At 66.7% G+C, this 18939-nt stretch carries 25 protein-coding genes; 10 read left to right on the forward strand and 15 right to left on the reverse strand.

Annotated features, from left to right (window positions below; all coding sequences use genetic code 11):
- The first annotated feature begins 2 nt into the window (after positions 1-2).
- The 3 genes from ACH438_RS38650 to ACH438_RS38660 all read left to right on the forward strand — a co-directional run bounded on the left by ACH438_RS38650 (position 3) and on the right by ACH438_RS38660 (position 1716).
- Positions 3-851 (forward strand): class I SAM-dependent methyltransferase, encoded by an 849-nt coding sequence (locus tag ACH438_RS38650; protein ID WP_397014755.1) that lies wholly within the window; start codon positions 3-5, stop codon positions 849-851.
- A 120-nt stretch (positions 852-971) separates the two neighbouring features.
- Positions 972-1223: a hypothetical protein gene (locus ACH438_RS38655; protein ID WP_397014757.1), complete on the forward strand. Its 252-nt coding sequence runs from the start codon at positions 972-974 to the stop codon at positions 1221-1223.
- A 67-nt stretch (positions 1224-1290) separates the two neighbouring features.
- On the forward strand, positions 1291-1716 hold the full coding sequence (locus ACH438_RS38660) for a nitroreductase family deazaflavin-dependent oxidoreductase (RefSeq protein ID WP_397014759.1): 426 nt from the start codon (positions 1291-1293) through the stop codon (positions 1714-1716).
- A gap of 5 nt (positions 1717-1721) precedes the next feature.
- Here the strand turns inward: ACH438_RS38660 and ACH438_RS38665 are convergent, their stop codons facing one another.
- A complete protein-coding gene (locus tag ACH438_RS38665; protein WP_397014761.1) occupies positions 1722-2936 on the reverse strand; it encodes an epoxide hydrolase family protein in 1215 nt (404 codons plus the stop codon).
- 38 nt (positions 2937-2974) lie between these two features.
- Between ACH438_RS38665 and ACH438_RS38670 the strand changes: the two genes are divergently transcribed.
- Both ACH438_RS38670 and ACH438_RS38675 read left to right on the forward strand, forming a co-directional pair.
- Positions 2975-3424 (forward strand): MarR family winged helix-turn-helix transcriptional regulator, encoded by a 450-nt coding sequence (locus tag ACH438_RS38670; protein WP_397014763.1) that lies wholly within the window; start codon positions 2975-2977, stop codon positions 3422-3424.
- 53 nt (positions 3425-3477) lie between these two features.
- Positions 3478-4698 carry a site-specific integrase gene (locus ACH438_RS38675; RefSeq protein WP_397014765.1) on the forward strand — a complete coding sequence of 407 codons (1221 nt, stop codon included), beginning with the start codon at positions 3478-3480 and terminating at the stop codon, positions 4696-4698.
- A gap of 15 nt (positions 4699-4713) precedes the next feature.
- Here the strand turns inward: ACH438_RS38675 and ACH438_RS38680 are convergent, their stop codons facing one another.
- A complete protein-coding gene (locus tag ACH438_RS38680; protein WP_397014767.1) occupies positions 4714-5346 on the reverse strand; it encodes a TetR/AcrR family transcriptional regulator in 633 nt (210 codons plus the stop codon).
- An 87-nt stretch (positions 5347-5433) separates the two neighbouring features.
- Here ACH438_RS38680 and ACH438_RS38685 point away from each other — a divergent pair, with 87 nt between their 5' ends.
- Positions 5434-6180: a carboxymuconolactone decarboxylase family protein gene (locus tag ACH438_RS38685; protein ID WP_397014769.1), complete on the forward strand. Its 747-nt coding sequence runs from the start codon at positions 5434-5436 to the stop codon at positions 6178-6180.
- Here the strand turns inward: ACH438_RS38685 and ACH438_RS38690 are convergent, their stop codons facing one another.
- From ACH438_RS38690 to ACH438_RS38705, 4 genes are all read right to left on the reverse strand, one after another.
- Positions 6181-7365, reverse strand: coding sequence for a hypothetical protein (locus ACH438_RS38690; RefSeq protein WP_397014771.1), 1185 nt, complete (start codon positions 7363-7365; stop codon positions 6181-6183).
- A 76-nt stretch (positions 7366-7441) separates the two neighbouring features.
- Entirely contained in the window at positions 7442-8218 is a 777-nt protein-coding gene (locus ACH438_RS38695) for an alpha/beta fold hydrolase (protein ID WP_397014773.1), read from the reverse strand.
- Between the two features lie 53 nt (positions 8219-8271).
- A complete protein-coding gene (locus tag ACH438_RS38700) occupies positions 8272-8985 on the reverse strand; it encodes a carbon-nitrogen hydrolase family protein (protein ID WP_397014775.1) in 714 nt (237 codons plus the stop codon).
- Between the two features lie 168 nt (positions 8986-9153).
- Complete coding sequence (locus ACH438_RS38705; protein ID WP_397014777.1) at positions 9154-9579, reverse strand: DUF4440 domain-containing protein; 426 nt, start codon at positions 9577-9579, stop codon at positions 9154-9156.
- A gap of 245 nt (positions 9580-9824) precedes the next feature.
- Between ACH438_RS38705 and ACH438_RS38710 the strand changes: the two genes are divergently transcribed.
- Positions 9825-10994, forward strand: a complete 1170-nt coding sequence (locus ACH438_RS38710; protein ID WP_397014779.1) for a methyltransferase — start codon at positions 9825-9827, stop codon at positions 10992-10994.
- 10 nt (positions 10995-11004) lie between these two features.
- Here the strand turns inward: ACH438_RS38710 and ACH438_RS38715 are convergent, their stop codons facing one another.
- The 4 genes from ACH438_RS38715 to msrB form a co-directional block, all read right to left on the reverse strand.
- Positions 11005-11451 carry a hypothetical protein gene (locus ACH438_RS38715; RefSeq protein WP_397014781.1) on the reverse strand — a complete coding sequence of 149 codons (447 nt, stop codon included), beginning with the start codon at positions 11449-11451 and terminating at the stop codon, positions 11005-11007.
- Between the two features lie 51 nt (positions 11452-11502).
- Positions 11503-11745, reverse strand: a complete 243-nt coding sequence (locus tag ACH438_RS38720; protein ID WP_397015037.1) for a chitin binding peritrophin-A domain-containing protein — start codon at positions 11743-11745, stop codon at positions 11503-11505.
- Positions 11746-11984: 239 nt separating this feature from the next.
- Positions 11985-12497, reverse strand: a complete 513-nt coding sequence (msrA, locus tag ACH438_RS38725) for a peptide-methionine (S)-S-oxide reductase MsrA (protein ID WP_397014783.1) — start codon at positions 12495-12497, stop codon at positions 11985-11987.
- Positions 12494-12949: a peptide-methionine (R)-S-oxide reductase MsrB gene (gene msrB / locus ACH438_RS38730; protein WP_397014785.1), complete on the reverse strand. Its 456-nt coding sequence runs from the start codon at positions 12947-12949 to the stop codon at positions 12494-12496. The genes msrA and msrB overlap by 4 nt, the downstream gene beginning before the upstream one ends.
- 176 nt (positions 12950-13125) lie before the next feature.
- Here msrB and ACH438_RS38735 point away from each other — a divergent pair, with 176 nt between their 5' ends.
- A complete protein-coding gene (locus tag ACH438_RS38735) occupies positions 13126-13752 on the forward strand; it encodes a hypothetical protein (RefSeq protein ID WP_397014787.1) in 627 nt (208 codons plus the stop codon).
- Here ACH438_RS38735 and ACH438_RS38740 read toward each other — a convergent pair.
- Both ACH438_RS38740 and ACH438_RS38745 read right to left on the reverse strand, forming a co-directional pair.
- On the reverse strand, positions 13749-15026 hold the full coding sequence (locus tag ACH438_RS38740; protein WP_397014789.1) for a cytochrome P450: 1278 nt from the start codon (positions 15024-15026) through the stop codon (positions 13749-13751). The genes ACH438_RS38735 and ACH438_RS38740 overlap by 4 nt on opposite strands.
- 103 nt (positions 15027-15129) lie before the next feature.
- Entirely contained in the window at positions 15130-15720 is a 591-nt protein-coding gene (locus ACH438_RS38745) for a TetR family transcriptional regulator (protein WP_397014791.1), read from the reverse strand.
- Between the two features lie 120 nt (positions 15721-15840).
- On the opposite strand from ACH438_RS38745, the gene ACH438_RS38750 reads away from it, so the two are divergent.
- Positions 15841-16650 carry an SGNH/GDSL hydrolase family protein gene (locus tag ACH438_RS38750; RefSeq protein ID WP_397014793.1) on the forward strand — a complete coding sequence of 270 codons (810 nt, stop codon included), beginning with the start codon at positions 15841-15843 and terminating at the stop codon, positions 16648-16650.
- Complete coding sequence (locus ACH438_RS38755) at positions 16647-16883, forward strand: hypothetical protein (RefSeq protein WP_397014795.1); 237 nt, start codon at positions 16647-16649, stop codon at positions 16881-16883. Before ACH438_RS38750 ends, ACH438_RS38755 begins: the two co-directional genes overlap by 4 nt.
- On the opposite strand, the gene ACH438_RS38760 is transcribed toward ACH438_RS38755, so the two are convergent.
- The 3 genes from ACH438_RS38760 to ACH438_RS38770 form a co-directional block, all read right to left on the reverse strand.
- Complete coding sequence (locus ACH438_RS38760; protein ID WP_397014797.1) at positions 16870-17409, reverse strand: MerR family transcriptional regulator; 540 nt, start codon at positions 17407-17409, stop codon at positions 16870-16872. The genes ACH438_RS38755 and ACH438_RS38760 overlap by 14 nt on opposite strands.
- A 53-nt stretch (positions 17410-17462) precedes the next feature.
- Positions 17463-17951 (reverse strand): hypothetical protein, encoded by a 489-nt coding sequence (locus ACH438_RS38765; RefSeq protein ID WP_397014799.1) that lies wholly within the window; start codon positions 17949-17951, stop codon positions 17463-17465.
- Between the two features lie 143 nt (positions 17952-18094).
- Entirely contained in the window at positions 18095-18922 is an 828-nt protein-coding gene (locus ACH438_RS38770; RefSeq protein WP_397015039.1) for an acyl-CoA thioesterase, read from the reverse strand.
- Between the last annotated feature and the right edge of the window lie 17 nt (positions 18923-18939).

The raw sequence follows: 18939 nt of genomic DNA on the forward strand, positions 1-18939 counted from the left end.
CCATGCTGAAAACCATTGCCCCCGAGGACACCGCCCTGCGCGTGGCCCTCTGGCGGGCGCTGCACGTGCTGGTCGATCCGCAGCCGCACGTGCTCGAGGACGAGGTCGGCCTGCGACTGGCCGCGCCGGACGCCGGGTGGCGGAACCGGCCGGATATGGATCCGCGCTTCACGGCCCGCATCCGCGCCACCATCGCGGCGCGGGCCCGGCTGATCGAGGATCTGGTCGACCAGCAGTCGGCGCAGGGCGTCGATCAGTACGTGCTGCTGGGCGCGGGCATCGACACCCTCGCTCAGCGGCGCCCCGATATCGCCGCGCGCACAAGGATTTTCGAGATCGACCAGATCGGCCCGCAAGAGTGGAAGCGCGGGCGTCTGGAGGAACTGGGTTACGGGGTGCCGGAGTACCTCACGCTGGTCCCGGTCGACTTCGAGACCGATTCGTGGTGGGAGCGGCTGCTCGCGGCCGGCTTCGACCCGAAGCGCCCCGCGGTGGTGGCCTCCACCGGGGTCACCATGTATCTGACGGCCGAGGCGAATGCGGCGACCTTCCGTCAGGCGGCGGAACTCGCGCCGGGTTCCACTTTCGCGACCACCTTCACGCTCCCGCTCGAGCTGGTGGAACCCGGCGAACAGCCCGGTCGCGCCGACACCGAGCGCATGGCCCGCGCCGCCGGCAACGCGTTCATCAGCTTCTACTCCCCCGAGGAGATCGTGGCCCTGGCCTTGGAGTCCGGATTCACTGCGGCACAGTATGTTTCCGCGGACGATCTCACCGAGCGCTATTTCACCGGCCGCACCGACGGTCTGCGGCCGTCGACTTCGGAGCAGATCGTCGTCGCGACCACCTGAATGATCGCTCAGCTCCCGAATTGTCGAATTTGTCCGTGACAGTACCGCACGGATCGGGTCGGCATGCAAGAATCGGCTGCTGTCCGATAGGTTGCCCTCGAATTGCGATTGGAGAGTTTTGTGAGCGTTCGTTTTCTGGTGGGACTGCCCGCGGCGTTGCTCGCGGTAGGGCCCGTCCTCGGCGTGATCGGAACCCCCGTCGCGCAGGCCGCGCCGGCGCAGTACAGCTGCACGGCGCAGACCTGGGGCGGTGACACCCTGCCGACGATCACGGTGCAGGCAAAGACCGGAACGCATCAGGCCAAGGGCGAGGCGCAGACCCAGTGGGGCGGCACCGCCAAGTACGCCACCATCGTCTGCACCCCGGCCTGATCGACTCCGCGGACATGACCGGCGCCGGATCGAAATATCCAGCGGCACTGCGCAGTTGCAACCGCGCATGAGCGATACCGCACGACAGCAAATGCAGCACGAGGTCATCGAGGAATTCCGGGCCGGCGGCGGGAAGGTGGGCGGCCAGTTCGCCGATATCGACCTGCTGCTGCTCACCACCACGGGCGCACGGTCGGGCGAATCCCGCACCTGGCCGCTGGGTTTTCAGCGCGACGGTGATCGGCTGGTCGTTTTCGCGGCCAACGGTGGACGCGCCAATCGTCCCGGCTGGTATTTCAATCTGGTCGCCGATCCGGCCGCGACCGTCGAGGTGGGCACCGAGTCCTGGCCGGTGACCGCGGTTCTGGTCACCGGCGCCGAGCGGGCCCAGCTCTGGGAGCGTCAGCTCGTGGCCACCCCGTTCCTGGCCGACTTCCAGGCCAAGGTCGAGTGGGAGATCCCGGTTTTCGCGCTGACGCGCACCGGCGAATAGGGCTGTCAGCGGCGGTCGCGGAAGGTCCGGCGGAGATCCTCCACCCACAGGTCGGGGATCTCCCAAGGGATGAAGTGACCGCCGTGGTCGTGGGCGGTGAGGTTCACGAGGTGGTACCAATCGGCGCGATCGCTGGCGAGGTAGGCCTCGACGCGCTGATCGGTGGAGACGCCCGGCGGATTCTCGTGGGCGACAAAGGTTATGCCCGTGGGGACTTCGATCGGCGGGTGGCGGTCATGGTCCGGGGTCCAGGGGTAGCGATTGTGGTTGGCGTAGATGCGGATCGAGCTGCCGATGGAGTTCGTCGCCCAGTAGACGGTGGCATGGGTGAGCAGTTCATCCTTGGTGAAGACCGATTCGATGTCACCGCGGCAATCGCTCCACTTGATCCAGCGTTCGAGGATCCAGGCCAGCATGCCTGCGGGCGAATCCGACAAACCGTGCGCGAGGGTGCTGGGCGCCAGCATCTGCGTCGCGAGGTGCACGGCGAAACGGTGTTCCAGCTCGATGATCCGGTCCCGGACCGGTTCGGGCACCCCGTCCGGTAGTGGACGGCCGCCGGTGATATCCCAGGCCCGGTCGCCGTTGAACAGGTCCAGGCGCTGGCCCGATCCGATGTGGATGCCGAGCAGTTCCGCGCCATATTTGTGGCCGAGCTGGCCGGTGGCCAGGGCGCCGACATCGCAGCCCGCGGCGGCATAGCGGGAGTGGCCGAGGACCTCGGTCATCAGGGTGTGCCAGAGGTCGGCGACCTTCCAGAAGTTCAGATCCGGGCGCTTCTCGACGGGCGTGGAGAAGCCGAATCCGGGAAAGGACGGCACGATCACGTCGAAGGCTTCGGCTGGGTCGCCGCCGTGCGCGGCCGGATCCGCCAGTGCGTCCACGACTTTCGACCAGTGCCAGAAGGTCCAGGGCCAGCCGTGGGTGAGGATGAGCGGCGTGGGATTCGGACCGACACCCGGCTTGTGCATGAAATGCACGGGCACACCGTCGATTTCGACGCGGTAGTGGTCGTAGGCATTGATCCCGGCTTCGGCTGCGCGCCAGTCGAAGTCGGTGCGCCAGTAGTCGACGAGCTCCTCGAGCAGGTCGCGGCGGACGCCGTAGAACCCATCCTCGTTGCCCGCGTCATCGGACCAGCGCGTCAAGCGCAGTCGCAACCGCAGGTCGTCGAGTACCTCATCGGACACATGGATCGGGGACTGCCGCAACGGGATCACATACGCAACTTATATAAGTCTCGGATATATTTCCAGGTGTGCCCCGCTCAGCCCACACCGACCTCGACCCGGAGGCCTTCACCACGGCCATCCACGATTTCAATCGGTTCTACATCCGTATACCGACTCTGGAGCGACTCCCGTTCACCACGCTGTCGGTGCTGGATTCGCTCGTCGCGGCCGATCGACCGCTGCGGTTGTCGGAGCTGACCACTACCGAGCAGATCAGCCAGCCCGGCCTCACCCAGCTCGTCACCCGCATGGAACGCGACGGGCTGGTGGAACGCCGCCCGGATCCGGTCGATCGCCGCGCGAGCCTGATTCACATCACCGCGGCGGGGCGGGCCGTCAGCAGCTCACGGCAGGACGATCGCACCCGTCATCTCGCGCCGCTCCTGGACCAGCTCACGCCCGCCGAGCGCGACGCCCTCGCCACGGCATTGCCCGCGCTGGCGCGCCTGGCGGAGCTGGGCCGAGACCCGGTTTAGGCCAGCGCCTTTCGCAGCCGGATCCGGCGCGGCCGGTGCCGTAGGGTCGAACCATGTCCGATCAGCAGGCAGAGGTCAGCGGTTCCCCGGTCATCGCCGTGCCCGATGCGGTGTATACCGAGCTGCGGCGCGGAGTGCGCAGTGTGCTGGTCGATTCCGCGGCGCTGCGGCTGGTGCGGGAACGGTTCGATGCGGATCAGGCCGGATCGCTGCGGCGGTATCTGGAGGCGTCGCAGTCGGCGAACACCTTGCGCGCCTACCGCACCGACTGGGTGGCGTGGGCGGGCTGGTGCATGGCCGAGGGGCGGCAGGCGTTGCCGGCGGATGCCCTGGATGTCGCGGTCTATCTGGCCGCGGCCGCCGATGCGCGGCGCCCCAACGATGAATGGGCGTTCAGCGCAGCAACTCTCGAACGCAAGGCGGCTGCGATCGCCGCTGTGCACGCCGCCAACGGCCTGCCCTCGCCGACGCGCGCGGACGTGGTGCGGCTGACCTTGCGCGGTATCCGGCGCACGCGCCGCACCCAGCCCAAACGCAAACGTCCGGTTCTGCTGCACACTCTCGATCAGTTGCTGGCGGAGGTCCCCGCACCCGGCTGGCCCACCGAGCCTGCCCGGCGCCGCGATACCTTGCTGCTGCTGGTCGGTTTCGCGGGTGCGCTGCGGCGCAGCGAGATCGCGGGCCTACGGGTCAGCGATGTCAGGATGCACACCGACCATGCGAGCGGCGAGCCGGTGTTGCTGCTCCAATTGCCCAGCACCAAGACCGATCCGACCGGTGTCAACGAGCAGCGCGTCGCCCTCCCCCGCGGTCGCCGCCCGCAGACCTGCCCGGTGTGTGCGTTCGCCGACTGGATCCGCCTGCGCGAGGCCCATTCCGCGGATCCCGCCGGGCTGACAGCTTGGCTGGCCGCGCATCCCACGGCAGATCCGGGCATCCACCGCTGCCACGGATTCACCGGGACCACTCTCACCGATCCGGATATCCCGTTGTTCCCCACCATTTCCCGTCACGGCGGCATCGCCTCCACCGCCATGTCCGGCCGGGCCGTCGCCGAACTGGTGAAACGTTATGCCGGCCGCGCCGGACTGGATCCCGACCTGTTCTCGGGTCACTCGCTGCGTGCCGGCTTCGCCACCCAGGCGGCCCTGGGCGGTGCCAGCGACCGCGAGATCATGCGGCAGGGTCGCTGGTCCAACCCGCGCACCGTACACGGCTACATTCGCACCGCTAATCCGTTGGAGGACAACGCCGTCACCAAGCTCGGGCTGTAACCACGCGCTGCAGAATCAGGCCTGGGCGCTCGGCTTCTGGATGCCGACGAGCTTGGCCAGGAACCGGTCGAGTTGTTCGGCGGCGGGCGGCCAGGGTAGGTCCGGTTCGTTGATGCGCTGGGCCAGCATGCCGTTGACCGCGGTGCGGAGGTCGATTGCGACGGTGGCGGCGTCATCGTGCGGCGCGATGCCGGCGTCCATGCATTCCTGCACCGAATCGATGGTGCGGTCGACCATCACCTGTTTGAACGGCATACCGAGCCGGCGGTGCACGGCGCTCTCGTGCAGCACCTTGTACAGACCGGGATGTTCTTCGGCCCACTGAGCTTGGGCCAGAATGCGAGCTCGCAGTGCCGCGCCCGGATCGGGTTGCGCGGCAGCCGCTTCGTCGCCGAGGCGGACCAGTCCTTCGTGGCAGTGCTGCATCGCCGCGAGGACGAGGGCGTCGCGGTCGGCGAAATGCAGGTAGAGCGAGGTCGCGGCGACGTCGACCGATCGGGCGACCGCGCGCAGGGAAAGCGCTTCGTCGTCGGCGAGTTCGTCGAGCATTCGCACTGCGGCGGTGATGATTTCGGCGCGCAGGAGCTCACCCTGGCCGCGTGCGTTCGGCCGGCGTCGAGCGGCGGGCCGGGCCGGGGGCTGCGTCATGTGGCCATTGTAACTGGACAGGCTTAGCGCTACATTTATAGCGCTACAGCTGTAGCGCTACGGGCGTTAACCGATAGGACTGCTGCCGTGACGAACACGAGCAATATCACCGCCACCCTTCCCGACCTGCGCGAAATGGATCCGGTCTTCGCACAGATGGCAACTGCTTCCCTCCGATTCGCCGGCGCGGTGCCGGAACTCAGTGACCGCGAAAAGGTGCTCCTGCGACTGACCGCGGACGTCTGCCAGCAGTGCCTCGGACTGCCGTTCGCGATGCATGTTCAGGGCGGCCTCCGCGTCGGGGTCTCGACCGGGGATATCCGGGCGCTGTTGCGCTTCATCTCCTACGACTCCGGATATCACGCCGCCCTCGCCGCCTTCGAGCGGCTGACCGAACTCGAAGCGGCACTGGGGCTTTCCACTGAGGAGGTCGTGCTGCTGCCGGATGCTCTGGTAGCCACCGGACCCGGCGTCGCACCCAGTCCCATGCCTGAATCAGCCCGCGCGATCCTCGCCGAGTTGGATCCACATTTCGCCGAGTACTTCGACCTGCAGTCGCGGATGCGCTCGACGACGGGGCCCGGCACCTTGGCCATCCGCGAGCGGGCCTTCGTGACGATGAGTATCGACATGCACTATCAGACCCTGGGCGACACCTTCCGCATTCACACCCAGCGAGCGCTGAACAGCGGAGCGACGCTCGACGACGTGCGGGCGGTGCTGCGGTTCAATGCCCAGTTCGGCGCCACCCGGGCCTGGCAGTCCTGGCGGGCGTTTCACGCCCATGCTGCCGATGCGGGCTGGATCGATCCTGAGGTCACGACACGCGGGTAATCACTGCTCCCACTGACTGTTTGCGAACAGCGCGTACTGGGCGGCGGCACGCTGGTGGGCGTCCGGCAGCGCGTCGGAGCCGACGTAGGCGAGGTAACGGCGGTAGGCCACCAGGCAGGTGAAGCGGGTGGCGGCGGACGGGTCGCTGGTCGAATTGTCGACACAGGCCGAATTCGGCACCAGCGGTGGCGGATCGGCGGGTGCACCCGCGGGTCCGGGCAGTACGCGCTCCGATACGGCTTTGCGGGCGGCTGCCGCGTCGGCCGTGCGCACGACGAGAGTGTTTTCCACACGGGCGAATTCGTCCGCACCCATGCCGGTGAAGGCCTGCTCGGCGAGCGCCGGGTGGGCCGCGCTGTTCAGGGTGCCGCGCAGGCCGGCGATCTGGGCGGTGCCGCGATCGCCCTGCGGGGTGAGGGTGCGGCTCAGTACGTGGTCGGGATCCCATGGCAGGCTTGCCAATGCGTGCAGGTCGGCGATGGCCGGATGCTGGGCCAAGCGGGGAACCTGGAGGTCCAAGGCCTTTTCCGTCATCGTCGCCAGCCCGGCGCGATCGATGGTCGGGGATTCGGTGTCGATCTGGATGACGTAGGCATCCTGTGCCAGATAGGTGCGCATGGTTTTGGTGTTGTCGAGCCAATATCCCTGCGCACCTCGGTATTTCGCCGATGTGACAGTCTGTGGGAGCTGACCCTGCGTGACTCGGGCCGTGACGTCGAAGGTGTAGAGCTGCCCGACGGCCTGACTCGCCTCCTCCGGGCTGCCGTATTGCAGGACCGTGGTGGTGAGGCGGGTCGCGTTCGGCGCATCTCCGGGCAGGGTGGCGATACCCGAGGTCGAGAATCCGAACATGAGGCCCGACTGGCCGGCAGGGTCCGGATTGTCGTGGAAGCCCGGCAGTTTGTCGGTGCCCGTGATCGTCTGCGGATCGCTGCCCGTGTCCAGGCGCGGATCGACCTTGTAGGCGGTCACCACGTAATCGGACAGTTTCACGGCCGCGAGTCCACGAAGATCGGTCGTCTCGTCGACATGGATAACGATCGGCGCGGTCGGGTAACCACCGACATCCAGTGTGCGGACGTCGATTTCGCCGGGCTTCGCGGTGCCACGGGCGGCGGGACCGCAGCCGGTGACGGTCAGCGCAGCGGCCAGCCCGATCAACAAAAGCCCACGGGCCCCGCGCATCCAGCCTCCCAGAGCTCGGCCGCCATCGCTCGCGACTGCCGACATTGCGAAGAAGGTAGCAGCTGAATCGGCTGGGTCAAATGAAGAACTCGCGTAGAGCGTCGGCTACCGGCTGGGCATCGTCGAAGGTGTGGCCCAGGCCCGGGAAGGTGATGGTGCGGGCATTCGGAATGGTCTGCTGCAGTAGGTCGATGCTCTCGGTGCCGTAGGAGTCGGTCAGTTCGCCGCTGAGCAGCAAGGCCGGCACGTCGAGGGTCGACCATCGGGTCAGGTCGGGATCCATTCCGGTGAAGCACTCGAGGTCGGCCACCAGGCCGTGTGCCCGGGGGGCGAGCATCGCCGCCATCCCGTCGAGCATGCCCGCGGGTGGCTCGTAATCCAATATCGTGCTGAAGAATTCAATGATCGCATCGCCTGGCCGTCCCGCGGCCATCGAGTCACGCGCCTTCTCCAAGGTCGCGGACAATGCCGGTCCGGCCAGCGCGACGGGCGGTTCGTAGAGGGCAACGCGCCGTATCTTCGCCGGGGTGAGCAGCGCATGCAGTGCGACGACACCGCCGCAGGAATGACCGAACACGAAACTCGGCTCACCCACCGCATCCAGCACCGCGACGACATCGGCCGCCTGCCGCGCGAAGTCGAGCGGGCGCGGGCCGTTCTCGCTTACCCCGTACTCCCGCCGCTCCACCAGCACGACCCGGTAATGCGGTGCCAGCAGGTCAGCGACGGCGTAATACGTGTCCACCGGTGCGAGGGTGCCGTGGAGGATCACCAGCGGCGCTCCCTCACCTTGCACGTGATAGACGATGCGCGTGCCGTCCGCCGAGGTGACGCTGTCCGTGATCCGCTCCATGGCCCAAGAATGTCCACGCCCGCTTGCACCACTCTTGCGTCAAGCTGGCAGCCTCACACGCCGATATCGGCGACCGCGACCATGGCCGTGCGGTCATCTGCTTCGGTGATAAGCGCACCGCCCGGCGCCCACAACGCCGCACCACCACACCCGGTGAACGGACCCGCCGCACCTACGTGATTGGCCAGAGCGACAAAGACATTCGCATCCGCCGCAATCCCCGGATACACCTTCGCACGCTCTTCGATACCGCCACCGGTGCCGTACAGCGAACTCGCCAAATGGACGTCGCAGCGATCCTCCCGGACGCGAGCAATCAGGTCCGAGAAGTGATTGTCGAAGCACGTAGCCAGCGCGAACCGCACCCCGTCGAACTCGAACCGCCCATCCACCTCGCCGGCAGTGAAGTACTGCTGCTCTTGCTCATACAGACGCTGCTTGTAATAGGCGGTGATGAGGGCTCCATCCGCACCGTAAACATAAGTGGCAATCCGCGGATCACCGCCATGCTCACCCGGACCAGCACAATTGACGACAGTAACAATTCCCGTGCCGCGCAACGGATCCAGTCGCGAGTCCTCGGCACCCACCCAGAGCCCGCTATCCCCCGCAATTGCCTCGAGCTCATACCCGGTGACCGCCAACTCCGGAAACACAACCACCCGAGCACCGTCTTCCCGCGCCCGATCAGCAAGCGCGGCCACCTGCCGCACATTGGCCTGAACATCAGCAGGAACACAAGTGAGCTGCGCTGCGGCGATTCTCATCCGACAGGGTATCCATTCTGAAATGCCAGTCGCTCGTCTGCACCGGCGGCGATCCGGCCGGGGACCATGGGAGGTGTTCGCAGCGACCCGGGGTCGGTCAGAGCTCTGTGCCGCACGTCGGAGGTCGTTTCTGCCACTGCCGAATGATATCTAGATGATCTTGGAGCGCTACGACTCAGGTGTGACGACCGTTCCTTGGTGGTAGAGGGCGGTCCAGACTTGTTCGCGGCGCTGCCATGCGGTTACGCGGCGGGTTAGGCGGTCGGGCTGGCGGAGGGTGTAGGTGAGGAGGTAGGTGTCGGGGGCCAGTTCTCGTAGGTGGAATTCGCTGGCTGCCCAGCCTTTTTCGGGCCATTGGGGTGGGTTTGTCGCGTATCGCTGTTCGAGGATGGACCAGATGTATTCGCGGCTGTAGCGCCGGCCCGAGGCGCCGGTTTCCCAGTAGTCGGGGGCGGTGAGGCGGTCGAAGTCGGCGCGGGTGGTGCCGAGTTCGGGGCGGTGGAAGATGGGTTCGCGCTGGATCAGCTCGTCGAGCTGGGCGCGCAGGGCGGGGGCGGTGGCTAGATCGGGTTCCTGATCAGGGGTTTTCGGCACTGGAGTACGGTAAACGCTGTGACGACGCCCGCGCACGCATTGGTTGTGCCCTGAGAGCAGGTCCGCTGTAGTTCCGGCCGCCATCGGCGGCTGCGTAGCTGCCGCTCTCCGCGGCGGTTTTCCCGAACCACAGTTCCCTCGTGCCCGCTGTCGGCCGGTGTCCATTTCGCTGTGCACCTCGCGCGTCCTGATCGCGCGATCACCGGCTGTCCGCGTGCTCCGGGATTCTCCGAGGAACGGACCTCATGATCGACACACCTGAGCCGCAGTCCGCTGCGCTCGAAATCATTCAGAGCCCCGGCGGATTCGTCGTCGAATGGCAGGAGGGCGGCGAATTGCATGCCGCCGTGTGGCATTCCGAGAACGGGGCGCCGCCTCCCGGGCGGATTGTCGCTGTCGACGATGATCTCACCGCGGCTGCCGCGCTGCGGCTCGCGCTCGGTGGGACCGCCATGCTCTGGCGTGGTGACTTTCCAACCGCGCGCCGGCTCCTGAAGGCCCTCGATACTCGAATCGCGCGCCCCGCCAATCGGTCCCGCACTCCGGCGGAGGAGTTCCACGCCCAGCGCCAACTTCAATCCCGTCGCGCTCGGCTGCTCGGCATGATTCTGGTCCAGCTCGATCCGTCACCTATGGTCCCGGCGCTGCGGCGGGCGCCTGATGTGGCGGCAGCGTGTTTGCACGCGTATGGCGTGGTGAGCGAGACGCGGCTGGTTTCATTGCGGGAGTTGCTGGGGGTATCGAGCGCCTATCACTGGTTCGTCGAAGGCGTGGCCGTGCCTGCGCTGGGTGCGCGAATCCATCCCCACTACGGAGTGTTCTCACCGGTACGCGGCGAGTATGTGGATCTGGTGGCCCGGGCCCCGCTCCCGTCGAACCGTCTCGCGTTCGATATCGGCACCGGCAGCGGCGTGCTCGCGGCCGTGCTCGCCGCGCGAGGTGTCCAATCGATCGTGGCGACCGACCGTGAGCCGCGCGCATTGGCTTGCGCGCGCGACAATCTCGATCGGCTCGGGTACGGCGAGCGTGTCGAGATCCTCAACGCCGACCTCTACCCGACCGGGCGAGCGCCTCTGGTGGTCTGCAATCCCCCGTGGCTCCCGGGCAAACCGCGCTCACCCCTTGACCACGCCGTGTACGACCCCGGCAGCCGAATGTTGCGCGCTCTGCTCGACCGGCTCGGCAAACATCTCACGCCCGATGGCGAGGGTTGGCTGGTGATCTCGGATCTGGCCGAGCATCTGGGCCTGTCTTCCCGCGGAGACCTGCTGTCCGCCTTCGACTCTGCCGGTTTACAGGTCCTCGATCGCCTGGACACCAAACCTCGCCACCCCCGCGCCACCGACCGTGACGACCCGTTGCACGCCGCGCGCGCAGCCGAAATCACCTCCCTGTGGCGACTGTCGGCCCACTGAGGCCGGGCCGCTATTCGGCTCGTGCGTCGCGTGCGGAGGCGATGATGGCGTCCATGTCGAGGCGCAGGCCCGGGTTGAGTTGTTGGAGTTCTTCGAATTCCAGGATCACGTCCTGCATCGTGGTCCGGCGGGCGACCGTGAGCAGCTCCTGGCGGACGTAGGCGGTCAGCGGGATCCGGGCAGCGGCGGCGCGGCGGCGGAACGTGGACCAGGCATCCATGGGCAGATCGTAGGTGTGGATCAATGCCATTGCTTCACTGTCGATCTCGGGCATCGGATGGTTCGGTCGCTCGGATTCGAGGAATTCGACCACCGCGTCCACCGGAACGCGGGTGCGGGCGAGGGAGATCAGTTCCTCGCGGATGAGGGCTGCCGTGGATGTGCCTGCCGCTCTTGCTCGCCGGCGGAGTACGTCGGCTGCGGGAGCGGGCAGGTCGTCGATCGCCATCGTCGTCATGGCCGACACCGTAAGCATGGGCGCCGAGCCTCGACAAGAGTCGGTGCGCGGTCAGAAGCTGCCGGTGAAGACGGCAATCGAGCAGGGGCTGGAGAGGCGGCCATTGTCGGGGGTCTGGTTGGCGAGGGTGGGGTCGAACGTCATTTCCCAGGGACAGGGCAGGTGGAAGGTCTCGCCGGCGCGGCAGGTGTAGTAGGCGGTGGTGAGGCCGGGGTCGGCGTAGTCGCCGTCGGGCCTGCCGGAGCAGAAACTGTCGTCGATGAAGGACGGACCGGCCTGCGGGACGGTCGCGATGGGGACGGCGGTGGCGGGGGCTGCGAAGGCGAACGAGGTTCCGAGGGTGGCCGCGGCTGCGGCCGCGACGAGGAATGCCGTGCGGGCAGAACGGGGGGGACCGTGCGGGAATGCTCATGAATTGGTACGAAACGCCCCGGGGCTGGCAATAGTCGTAGGGCTGCCTGGCAGCTGGCTGTCAATCGGGAACGGCCGCACCACTCGGAAAGTGGTGCGGCCGTTCGCTTGCCGGATCCCGGTTACGCGGTGGTCTGGCGCTTGGGGAGCTTCCAGCCCGGACGCGGGAAGTGGCAGGTGTAACCGTCGGGGTAGCGCTGCAGGTAGTCCTGGTGCTCGGGTTCGGCATCCCAGAACGCGCTTGCCGGGGTCACCTCGGTGACCACCTTGCCGGGCCACAGCCGCGAGGCGTCCACGTCGGCGATGGTGTCCAGCGCGACCGCCTTCTGGTCGTCATCCAGATAGAAGATCGCCGACCGGTAGCTCGAGCCGATGTCGTTGCCCTGACGGTCCTTCGTCGACGGATCGTGGATCTGGAAGAAGAACTCCAGCAACGCCCGGTAGTCGGTGACCGCGGGGTCGTAGACGATCTCCACCGCTTCGGCGTGCCCGGGGTGATTCCGGTACGTCGGATGGTCGTTGCGGCCACCCGTGTACCCGACCCGGGTCGAAATGACGCCCGGCTGACGGCGGATCAGATCCTGCATCCCCCAGAAGCAGCCGCCGGCCAAGATCGCGGTGCGGGTGTCGGTCATGCGTCCTCCTTGGTGAACAGGCTCTTGAACTGCCCATACCCTTCGGCCTCGAGGTCATCGAGGTGAATGAAGCGCAGGGCCGCGGAATTGATGCAGTAGCGCAGGCCACCCTGGTCGCGGGGACCGTCAGGGAACACATGCCCCAGGTGACTGTCGCCGAACGTGGACCGCACCTCGGTGCGAACCATGAAATGCGACCGATCGCGCTTCTCGACCACATTCCCGGTATCGATCGGCTTGGTGAAACTCGGCCAGCCCGAACCACTCTCGAACTTGTCGACCGAGGCGAACAACGGCTCACCCGAAACCACGTCCACATAGATCCCGGGCTCGTGGTTGTCCCAATAGACGCCGGTGAACGCCCGCTCGGTCCCGTTCTCCTGAGTGACGTGATACTGCTCGGGCGACAGCGCCTCGACCGCCGCGGGGTTCCGGTTGTACTCCTTAGCCACATGACCTCCTCTTATCGGCCACACGTACAACCCGTGCACCGAGGCGGATAGTTCCCGCCCGCGCCCACGTCATACATCGGTCATTATTCGCCCGCCACAAGCGGACTCCAAGCTCGGAGCGTCCGGGACGCCTCTACCCCACCGGCACGCCAACCTGTTCCAGTTACGATCGCGCGGTGAGTGCGGCGCAGACGGTTCTCGAGTACATCGACACGCTCAGGTGGCCTGTTCTGGGAGGCGGTCTCGCGCTCTACTACCGCGGTTCGATCGTTCAATTGCTTGGAAGAGTGGAGAAGATCACGGCCAAAGCCGGTCCCGCGGAGATCGATCTCGAAGCTCGGAAACTCGAGAAAGACGCGAAGGAAACTCGCGCACAGATCGAATCCGCGGCACCTGCAGCCGGGGGCCAAGCAGTACTTTCGCTTGCTCCACAACAGCGGCAGCGAATGGAACAGTCTGTCAAGGCTCTACAGAAGTTTGCGCAGCCGGAAGAAGATCCGGTGCCGGCGATCATGGATGCCCCTGCAGCGGCGTCTCGGACCACTTTTCGGCAGTGGGATGACCTGATCCGTGATGTCCGCGCGCAGATGGCGCCGAGCAACTTTTGGGGCGAGGCACCTGGCCGGATGCTCCTGAACTGGTCGAACCTGTCGCGGTTTGCAGCGGACATGCTCGATGCGCCCAAGAGCATCACGGCGCTTTCGGCGTATGAATTCGACAAGGCTGTGCGGGCGTGGACTCGGCAGTTCGCAGAGTTTCTGCAAGCGGCCCTCGACGGCGCTGCAGCGAGCCCGGACAGCTAGCCAGTCGGAGTGGAAATAGCCGAATCCGGCTGCCAGGTCACGGGGAGGGACTTGGGGCCTCGGACTATCAGGCCGGTTTTCCAGGGGATTTCGTCGGCGGGGACTGCCAGGTCCAGGTGGGGGAAGCGGTGTAGGAGTGCTTCGAGGGCCACTTGGAGTTCGAGGCGGGCTAGTTGGGCGCCTACGCAGTGGTGGAAGCCGTGGCCGAAGGCTAGGTGGGGGTTCTTTTCTCGGGAGAGGTCGAGGGATTCGGGTGCCTCGAAAACTGACTCGTCGCGGTTGGCGGTTTGGCTGTGGACGAAGACGGCTTCGCCTGCGCGGATGCGGGTGCCGGAGAGTTCCAGGTCTTCGGTGGCGATGCGGGGGGCCGAACCGCCGGAGCCCAACTGGACGTAGCGGAGCAGTTCTTCGACCGCAGTTGGGATCAGGTCGGGGTGGTCGCGCAGGTAGGTCCACTGGCCTGGCGTGGTGAGCAGTGTGTAGGTGAAGTTGCCGATCTGGTTGGCGGTGGTTTCGTGGCCGGCTACAAGCAGGCCCATGCCTAGGTTGACGAGTTCGCGTTCGTTGAGGCGGTCTTCGTCGTCGCGGGCGGCTACCAGTGCGCCGAGCAGGTCGTCGGATGGGTTGGTGCGGCGCTGGGCTACCTGTTCAGCGAGGTAGGACTCCAGGCCGGCGCGGGCGACGGCGATCTGTTCGCGGGTGGCGGCGGTGGTGGAGAGGATGGTGTCGGAGAATTCGCGGAAGCGGTGCTGGTCTTGCGGTGGGATGCCGAGCATTTCGCAGATGACGGTGACGGGTAGTGGAAGTGCCAGGGCGGCAACCAGATCGGCGGGTGGGCCGGAGTTCTCCATGGCGGTCAGGAGGGTGTCGACGATTTCGCTGACGTGGGGGCGCAGGCGCTGGACGCGGCTTTTCGTGAAGGCGCTCATCACCAGTTTGCGGAGGCGGGTGTGCTCGGGGGCGTCCATGCTGAGCAGGGAGTCGGGGCGGGCGGTTTCGGGGGTGATGCGCGGGATGTCTTCGCGGTCGACTGCGGCGGCGCGGCTGAATCGGGGGTCGGCGAGGACGGTTTTGACGTCCTCGTAGCGGGTGACCAGCCAGCCTTCGCCGCCGTAGGGCAGGCGGATGCGGGAAACCGGTTCCTCGCGCTGGAGTTTCGCGAGCAGTGGGTGCGGGTCGAGCCGCACCGGCTCGCCGAATGGGAAGCCGCGGACCTCGGTGTGCGTGTCCGGAGCATCGGGATGTGGTGTCGGAGCATCGGTATGCGTGGTCATGCGGGTGTCCTTCCCCGGCGGAGTCCCCAATCACAGATGTAAGCCGTTGCTTACATCTGTGATGGTAGGAGTGCGCACCATCCACGTCAACGAGCGAATTGTGTTATGACAGAGGAAAACTCGCATCCACCCGCTCGAGCAGGACCTGCGCGGCGCTCAGTACGTGACCGGCGATGACGGCGGGATCGGCACTCGCCAGCGGATCGCGCTGATAGACCGAGCGCACCAGGCCGATGCCGAGCAGCCACGCCAGCAGGAGATCCGAGCGCAGCTCGGCATCGGGTGCGTCGGTGAGTTCGGACAGGGCGCGCACGTACTCGTCGCCCAGTTCGTGGCGGATGGCCGTCGCGCCCTCGTCGTTGCCGCTCGAGCGCAGTGCGGCCTGTAGCCAATGGCCCTGCGCCGCGGCCGGATCCAGGGCGCCGGCCAGCAATCGGCCCAGGAGTTCAGGCGCCGGCCCCTCCTCCAGGACCCGGTGGCCCCGGTCGGCGATCGCGGCTCGGAACAGCTCCTCTTTACTACCGAAGTAGCGGAACAGCAGGGCCTGGTTGGCGCCTGCCCGCGCTGCGATGTCGCGTACTGTCGCGCGGTCGAAGCCGCGCTCCGCGAACAACTCCTGTGCCGCGGTCAGCAGTGCCGCCCGCGTGGCCGCTGCGTCCTTCTTGCGGCCGCTCGGCTCGCTCTCCCCGGCCATTCGCCCTCCCGCGCATCATCATCGGCACGGAACCGGCTCGGCATTCGCCGCGGTCGCCGGATCCTGTCGCGACGATAGACTCACACACAGGCACGTGTGGGTTCTATCCAGGAGGCGTCCATGACCGAGCCGGCCTTCCAGCATCTGGCGGCGCTGGGTAGTTCCTTCGCCTCGGGGCCGGGCATCGACCCGGTGATCGACCGCATGGCGGGGCGATCTGCCCGCAACTATCCGCATCTGGTCGCGGAGGGGCTGGGCGCGCGGCTCACCGATCTGAGCGTTTCGGGTGCGACGACCGCGAACGTGCTCGATACACCGCAGCGGGTGCTGAATCACACCTTCGCGCCGCAGCTGGACGGGCTGCCGGCCGATGCGGATCTGGTGACCATCACGGTCGGCGGCAACGATCTCGGCAACGGGCTCACCACGATTCTCGCGGGTGTGGTGGGACGGCTGCTGTCGCCTATCCCGGTCGCGGGGTTGGGGTCTTCGCTAGTGCGGCGATTCCGGCCGGCCCGCGGTGAGGATGTCATCGACCGTGCCGCAACGACTCTCGTCCAGATCATCGATATCGTGCGTGCTCGGACCGGTGGCGCGCGGGTGCTGGTGGTCGGGTATCTCACCGTGTTCGGCGACGATTCCCGACCCGGTCCGGAACTGCCCTTCGATGTCGCGGCCATCGATGATTTCCGGCGGCGCGGTGAGCAGGTGCAGGAGGTTCTGGGCCGGGCCGCGGCGAAATCCGGCGCCGATTTCATCGATGTCGGCGCGGCCAGCCGATCGCACGCGGTCGGGTCTGCCGAACCCTGGGTGCTCGGCATGACGCCCATTCGTTCCGTCGTGGAAACCGTGCCTTACCACCCGAATGCGGCGGGTATGGCCGCGGTGGCCGACATGATCCTCACGCACTTGCGCACGAGCGATTCATGACCGCTTTCACCCTGCGCAAGGTGCACAGCTGCGAATTCTGCGGCACCGAACAGGAACCGGTCGGGGACGGTTATCCGACCCTGGATGCCGCGCGAGCGGCCGCGGCTACCGACGCCGCTCAACCCTTGACCTGGGAATCCGCGGATGCGCCGGCGGGTTTGCCGCTCTGGTCCGATACGGATGACGCGAACTGGCGTTACTACATCGAAAGTGATTCCCTCACAGCAGATTAGCGCGCAACCAATCGAGCACCTGTTCCGCGTGCCGATCAGGAGGAAATACCGGATAGAACACATGCTCGATCAACTCCCGCCCCACGAGATGCGCCGCACCCCCGTCATCGACCGGCACGGGCAAATCCTCCGGCAGGCGCAGCAGTTCCGAATCCGTCAGCCGCGCACCGCTGTTCCGATAAGCCGCCTCCCGCAACCGCCCCTCCAACGCCTCCTTCCGCGCCGTCAACGCCGAAATCCGCGCACCCACCTCATCGATCGCCTTCCGATACTCCGCCAGCGAAGCCGGACAGTCGTCCCCATGCTCCCCACCCGCAGTGAGGCATTCCAGAAACGGCCGAGCGTCCTCCACCGCAATCCCGAGCCGATTCAACGCCCGAATCTCCCGCACCGCCCGCACATGCCACTCATCGAATTCGCGATAACCGTTCGCGAGCCGCACCGGCGCCACCAGCCCCAGCTCCTCATACCGCCGAATGGCCTTGGGGCTGGCCCCGGTGACCTGCGCAAGCTCTCCGATCTTCATGCCACGAACCTAAACCTTGCCCACCGGGGCAAGGTCAAGCCCATATCCGGCGCTCAGAGCGCAGCAAGCCATTCGTGCCCGGGATGCACACGGCCGAGCCATTCCGCCAACCGAGTAATGCGATGGTCCGGCAGCAGCGGTATCACCCGAGCGAAGTCGCTGTTGTCTTTCGGCCGATGCGCCTTGGCTTTGAAAAGCAACGTCACTTCCGGGATGACGTAAGGGATTCCCGCGTCACCGATTTCGATCAGTTCCGCGTAAGGCAGTGTGATGGAGGGATCCCTGCGACAGATCCACTGATCACCAGCATGCGGTTCGCGGAAGACGTCGAGGTGATAACTCCCGGTCGAGATGTCCCGCAACCAGGTCTGATGCAGCTCGGGTTGATCGGCGACATCCGCATATGACCAGACCATTCCCCCGCCGACGACATCCCATTCGTACTCGGGCAAGGCTGCGGCCACCTCGCCGAATGCTGCTCGCGGAACAGTGATTTCGATGTCATCGTGCTTGCGGCTCGTGTGGCCGATGAACAGGTCCAACGACCAGCCGGCAGCGACGCCCCACGGCGCCGACACTCCCATGAGCCTCTCGGCGACTCGAGCCGGCGTCCACGGCTCCCATCGCCGATCACACTCGTCGGCATCGATCGGGCGGCCGCCCGCCGGGAGTTCCTCGCTCACGCTCAGTCTTTGAAGTAGACCAGTTGGTGGCTGGTGGAGAGGGGGTGGCCGTCGGGGGTCCAGAGGTGGGCTGATTGGTCGAAGTAGCCGTTGCCGAAGTGCTGGGCTCGGGCGGTGGCGAGGACGGGGGCGTCGGCTTGGGTGGTGAGGAGGTCTGGGGTGGCGTGGAGGTAGGTGGTGAGGGAGATGGTGCTGGCGGCGGCGAAGGCGCCGCGGCGGATCATGATGCGGGGGAAGAAGACATCCGTCATCGCGGTGAGGGCCGCGTAGTCGAGGGGGCGGACGGGGAGGTCGCGGACCCAGAGGGTGGAGGCCGATGTCGGCTGGGGTGCGGGGTCGGGGCCGAAGGGGCCTCGGCCCGAGATGAAGCGCATCTCGTAATTGCGCAGCCAGGAAGGGTATTCGGGCAATTCGTCGACGGCGACGGAGTCCGCCGGTGGGGCTTCCGGCGCGGTGATTTCGGTGTCGGACCAGGTGTCGCGGCGGTGGCCGCAGACGACCGTTGCCGTGGTGGTGACGGCGTCGTCCTGGGTCATGGTCAGCATCCAGTGCTGGGTGGCGCGGTTGGTGCGGACCGGCTGGGCGTCGATGGTGAAGGGGCCGTCGGCGATGGGGCCCGCATAGTTGACCGTGATGGAGATGGGGTCGGCGAGGCGGCGGGGATCGGCCAGGACGGCCCGGAGCAGGGTGGCGGCGGTGATACCGCCGAAGGGGCCCACCATGTTCGAGTAGGCGGCCGCGGTGTGACCGGTGTAGTGGCCCTCGTCCCCGGCGGTCAGCGTCGTGGCGACATCGAACGGGTGCGTCAAGGTTCGGATCGGGCCCACCATGATCTCCTTCCACTGCT

Source organism: Nocardia sp. NPDC020380 (assembly GCF_044386975.1).
In the GTDB taxonomy this organism is placed as follows: domain Bacteria; phylum Actinomycetota; class Actinomycetes; order Mycobacteriales; family Mycobacteriaceae; genus Nocardia.

Bases quoted from the DNA above. Each gene is read 5' to 3' on its own strand.
- ACH438_RS38700 (WP_397014775.1), bottom strand. From the start codon at position 8,985: ATGAGAATCGCCGCAGCGCAGCTCACTTGTGTTCCTGCTGATGTTCAG.
- ACH438_RS38715 (WP_397014781.1), bottom strand. From the start codon at position 11,451: ATGACGACGATGGCGATCGACGACCTGCCCGCTCCCGCAGCCGACGTA.
- ACH438_RS38680 (WP_397014767.1), bottom strand. From the start codon at position 5,346: ATGACGCAGCCCCCGGCCCGGCCCGCCGCTCGACGCCGGCCGAACGCA.
- ACH438_RS38695 (WP_397014773.1), bottom strand. From the start codon at position 8,218: ATGGAGCGGATCACGGACAGCGTCACCTCGGCGGACGGCACGCGCATC.
- ACH438_RS38750 (WP_397014793.1), top strand. From the start codon at position 15,841: ATGACCGAGCCGGCCTTCCAGCATCTGGCGGCGCTGGGTAGTTCCTTC.
- ACH438_RS38690 (WP_397014771.1), bottom strand. From the start codon at position 7,365: ATGCGCGGGGCCCGTGGGCTTTTGTTGATCGGGCTGGCCGCTGCGCTG.
- ACH438_RS38660 (WP_397014759.1), top strand. From the start codon at position 1,291: ATGAGCGATACCGCACGACAGCAAATGCAGCACGAGGTCATCGAGGAA.
- msrA (WP_397014783.1), bottom strand. From the start codon at position 12,497: ATGACCGACACCCGCACCGCGATCTTGGCCGGCGGCTGCTTCTGGGGG.
- ACH438_RS38710 (WP_397014779.1), top strand. From the start codon at position 9,825: ATGATCGACACACCTGAGCCGCAGTCCGCTGCGCTCGAAATCATTCAG.
- ACH438_RS38740 (WP_397014789.1), bottom strand. From the start codon at position 15,026: ATGACCACGCATACCGATGCTCCGACACCACATCCCGATGCTCCGGAC.
- ACH438_RS38650 (WP_397014755.1), top strand. From the start codon at position 3: ATGCTGAAAACCATTGCCCCCGAGGACACCGCCCTGCGCGTGGCCCTC.
- ACH438_RS38755 (WP_397014795.1), top strand. From the start codon at position 16,647: ATGACCGCTTTCACCCTGCGCAAGGTGCACAGCTGCGAATTCTGCGGC.
- ACH438_RS38675 (WP_397014765.1), top strand. From the start codon at position 3,478: ATGTCCGATCAGCAGGCAGAGGTCAGCGGTTCCCCGGTCATCGCCGTG.
- ACH438_RS38760 (WP_397014797.1), bottom strand. From the start codon at position 17,409: ATGAAGATCGGAGAGCTTGCGCAGGTCACCGGGGCCAGCCCCAAGGCC.
- ACH438_RS38745 (WP_397014791.1), bottom strand. From the start codon at position 15,720: ATGGCCGGGGAGAGCGAGCCGAGCGGCCGCAAGAAGGACGCAGCGGCC.
- ACH438_RS38770 (WP_397015039.1), bottom strand. From the start codon at position 18,922: ATGGTGGGCCCGATCCGAACCTTGACGCACCCGTTCGATGTCGCCACG.